This is a genomic window from Mesorhizobium sp. M4A.F.Ca.ET.020.02.1.1 (genome assembly GCF_004022645.1).
Classification (GTDB): Bacteria; Pseudomonadota; Alphaproteobacteria; order Rhizobiales; family Rhizobiaceae; genus Mesorhizobium.
In genome coordinates, this window is sequence record NZ_RZOI01000604.1 from 1 (window position 1) to 3806 (window position 3806).

General features: G+C 63.5%; 2 protein-coding genes. One reads left to right on the plus strand and one right to left on the minus strand.

Annotated elements, in window-relative coordinates:
- On the minus strand, positions 1 to 2348 hold a 2348-nt coding region (gene secA, locus EN742_RS27580; RefSeq protein WP_128333504.1), incomplete at its 3' end, for a preprotein translocase subunit SecA.
- 251 nt (positions 2349 to 2599) lie between these two features.
- Here secA and EN742_RS27585 point away from each other — a divergent pair.
- Positions 2600 to 3517 carry a peptidylprolyl isomerase gene (locus EN742_RS27585; RefSeq protein WP_126058132.1) on the plus strand — a complete coding sequence of 306 codons (918 nt, stop codon included), beginning with the start codon at positions 2600 to 2602 and terminating at the stop codon, positions 3515 to 3517.
- The last annotated feature ends 289 nt before the right edge of the window (positions 3518 to 3806 follow it).

Genomic DNA, 3806 nt, shown 5'->3' on the forward strand with positions numbered 1-3806 from the left:
ACCGAGCGCAGATGGTCGAGATTGACGATGTGCTCGCGCCAGAGGTGGTCCAGGGCCTGCAGCACCACCGAGCGTTCGACATAGCTCATCACGTCGGGGCCGAAACGCTCGGCGCGTTCCTTGGCTGCGGCCTCCGCGGCTGCGGTGATGCGCTCGCGGATGTCGTCCTCGGCGATGCCTTCTTCCTTGGCCCACTCCTCGACCGGCAGGTCGAGGTTGAGGAATTCGGCCACCTCGGCCTTGAGCCCGGCGACATTCCACTGCTCGGCATAGGCATTTTCGGGAATGTTCTTGGCGACGATCTCTTCGATGACGCCGTCGCGCATCTCGGCGACCGTCTCCGACAGGCCTTCGCCGTCCATAAGCTCGATGCGCTGCTCGAACACCACCTTGCGCTGGTCATTGGAGACGTCGTCATACTTCAACAGGTTCTTGCGGATGTCGAAGTTGCGCGCCTCGACCTTCTTCTGCGCCTTTTCCAGCGCCTTGTTGATCCAGGGATGGATGATCGCCTCGTCTTCCTTGAGGCCGAGCTTCTGCAGCATGCCGTCCATGCGCTCGGATCCGAAGATGCGCATCAGGTCGTCCTGCAGCGACAGGAAGAACTTCGAGCGGCCGGGGTCGCCCTGGCGGCCGGAGCGGCCGCGCAGCTGATTGTCGATGCGGCGCGATTCATGGCGCTCGGTGGCGAGCACGTAGAGACCGCCGGCGGCGAGCGCCTTTTCCTTCAGGCGGGCGACGTCGTCGCGGATTGCCTTTTCCTTGGCTTCGCGCTCCGGACCTTCCGGCAGGTCACCGAGTTCTTCGGCGATGCGCATCTCGGCGTTGCCGCCGAGCTGGATGTCGGTGCCGCGGCCGGCCATGTTGGTAGCGATGGTGATGGCGCCCGGCTTGCCGGCCTGGGCGACAATGGCGGCCTCGCGCTCGTGGTGGCGGGCATTCAGCACTTCGAAATGCTTGAAGCCGTCCTTGCGCAGGCGCTCGGCCAGTTGCTCGGATTTCTCGATCGAAGTGGTGCCGACCAGGATCGGCTGGCCCTTGTCGCGCGCGTCCTTGATCTCCCTGACGATCGCCTTGTACTTCTCGTCGACGGTCCGGTAGACCTCGTCGTCCTCATCCTTGCGCACGACCGGCAGGTTGGTCGGGATCTCGGTGACCTCGAGATTGTAGATGTTGGCGAACTCCTCGGCCTCGGTCAGCGCCGTGCCGGTCATGCCGGCGAGCTTGTCGTAGAGGCGGAAATAATTCTGGAAGGTGACGGAGGCCAGCGTCTGGTTCTCAGGCTGGATCGCCACGTGCTCCTTGGCCTCGAGCGCCTGGTGCAGGCCTTCCGAATAGCGGCGGCCGGGCATCATGCGGCCGGTGAATTCGTCGATGATGACGATCTCGCCGTTGCGAACGATATAGTCCTTGTCGCGCTGGAACAGCCGATGCGCCTTGAGCGCATTGTTGACATGGTGGACGATGGCGACGTTCTCGACGTCGTAAAGCGACTCGCCCTTCAGAAGGCCTGCGTCGCGCAGCATGTTCTCGAGCTTCTCGGTGCCTTCCTCGGTGAAGATCGAGGTCTTCTGCTTCTCGTCGATCTCGTAGTCGGCCGGGTCGAGCTTGAGCATGAAGGCGTCGATGGTGTTGTACATCTCCGAACGGTCCTCGAGCGGACCGGAGATGATCAGCGGCGTGCGCGCCTCGTCGACCAGGATGGAATCGACTTCGTCGACAATGGCGTAGCTGTGACCGCGCTGCACCATCTGCGCGCGCTCATATTTCATGTTGTCGCGCAGATAGTCGAAGCCGAGCTCGTTGTTGGTGGCGTAGGTGACGTCGGCGGCGTAGGCGGTGCGACGCTCCTCGTCGGAGAGGCCGTGGACGATGACGCCGACGGTGAGGCCGAGGAACTTGTAGATGCGACCCATCCATTCGGAGTCGCGGGTGGCGAGGTAGTCGTTGACGGTGACGACGTGGACGCCCTTGCCGGCGAGCGCATTGAGATAGACGGGCAGCGTGCCGACCAGGGTCTTGCCTTCACCGGTGCGCATCTCGGCGATGCCGCCATTGTGCAGCACCATGCCGCCGATCAGCTGCACGTCGAAGGGACGCAGGCCGAGCACGCGGCGCGCGGCCTCGCGCACGGTGGCGAAGGCCGGGATCAGGAGATCATCGAGCGAGGCGCCGTTGGCGATATCCTGGCGGAACTTTTCCGTGCGGCCGCGCAGCTCGGCGTCGGAAAGCGCCCGCATCTCGTTTTCCATTGCGTTGATGGCCTCGACCCGCGGCCGGGTCGCCTTCACCCGGCGATCGTTGGAGGAGCCGAAAACCTTACGGGCGAGACCGCCGAGACTGACCATCCAATGGCCCTTTCGATAGCATTCTTATTCGTTGCGACAGGCACCGGGCGGCCCCATCAAATCCGCGTGAAACGCGGACAAACGCAAAAAGCGCCCGGAAAACGGTTCTGGACGCAAAGTCGTTGGACAGATAAGAGGGGGCTCAAACGATGTCAACGCCGCGCTGGTCCTGCGGACCGCGCCAAATTCCGCCACGATCTGGCCGATCTGAAGCCATTCAGCCCAAGCAATCCCCACCGGAGTTAATCTTGATGACCTTATTGTTCCGCCGCGCGTCGCTCGCCAGCCTTGGCCTGGCATTCGGACTGTCGGCTCTTTCGCTGTCGCCGGTGATGGCGCAGGAAGCCGCCCCGGCCCAGCCGGCTGCCCCGGCCGCAGCCGCCAAGCCGGTCGATCCGAACACCGTGGTCGCGACGATCAACGGCCAGCCGCTGACCGAGGCGGACCTTGGGCTTGCGGAAGGCGAGCTGTCGCAGCAGTTCCAGCAGCTGCCGCCGGAACAGCGCCGCGCTGCCGCCCTTTCGGCGGCCATAGAGATCCGTGTCATGGCCGCCCAGGCGGTCGCCACCGGCCTCGACAAGGATGCCGACTTCCAACGCCGCATGGCCTTCCTGCAGCAGCGGGCGCTGCATGGCGAGATGGTCGAGAAGGGCGTCGTCGCCAAGGTGACCGACGCCGAGATTCGCGCCCGCTACGACCAGGAGATCGCCAACACACCACCGGTCAACGAGGTGCATGCCCGTCACATCCTCGTGAAGACCAAGGAAGAGGCCGAGGCGATCATCAAGCAGCTCGACGGCGGCGCCGACTTCCAGAAGCTTGCCAACGAGCACACCAGCGATCCGAGCGGCAAGTCCAATGGCGGCGATCTCGGCTGGTTCGGACCGGGACAGATGGTGCCGGAGTTCGACAAGGCAGCGTTCGCGCTCGAAGTGGGCAAATACACCAAGGAGCCGGTGCAGTCGCAGTTCGGCTGGCACGTCATCAAGCTCGAGGACAAGCGGGCCAAGCAGCCGCCTGCCTTCGAGGAGGTCAAGGATCAGGCCAAGCAGGCGGTCATCCGCGACAAGTATTTCGCGCTGGTGAAGCAACTGCGCGCCGACGCCAAGGTCGAGATTCCCGACGCCAACCTGAAGAAGGCGGTCGAGACGATCGAAAGCGGCAAGTAAGCCGGCGAGATGGAAGTCATGAAAAGGGCGCCGACCGGCGCCCTTTTTTGTTTCACGCAGAGCGTTTCACCTTTTCCTGGAAACGCTGAACCGCTCTATCTCTTTGTTTTGACGCAATTCCGGACGGAACGCCGCTTCGCACTTTTCCTGGAATTGCCGCGGCAGACAGCCATAGCCAGCCGTCAACGAGTGCTGGAAATGCCCGAAATCAGATAGTGGACGGCGGCGCGCAATCTGGCCTCGTCCTCGTCGAGACGGTTGGTCAACAGATGCCGCCAGGCATAGGAGG

What these genes read in the sequence shown, in the direction of transcription:
- EN742_RS27585 (WP_126058132.1), top strand. Translation starts at nt 2,600, where the DNA reads ATGACCTTATTGTTCCGCCGCGCGTCGCTCGCCAGCCTTGGCCTGGCA.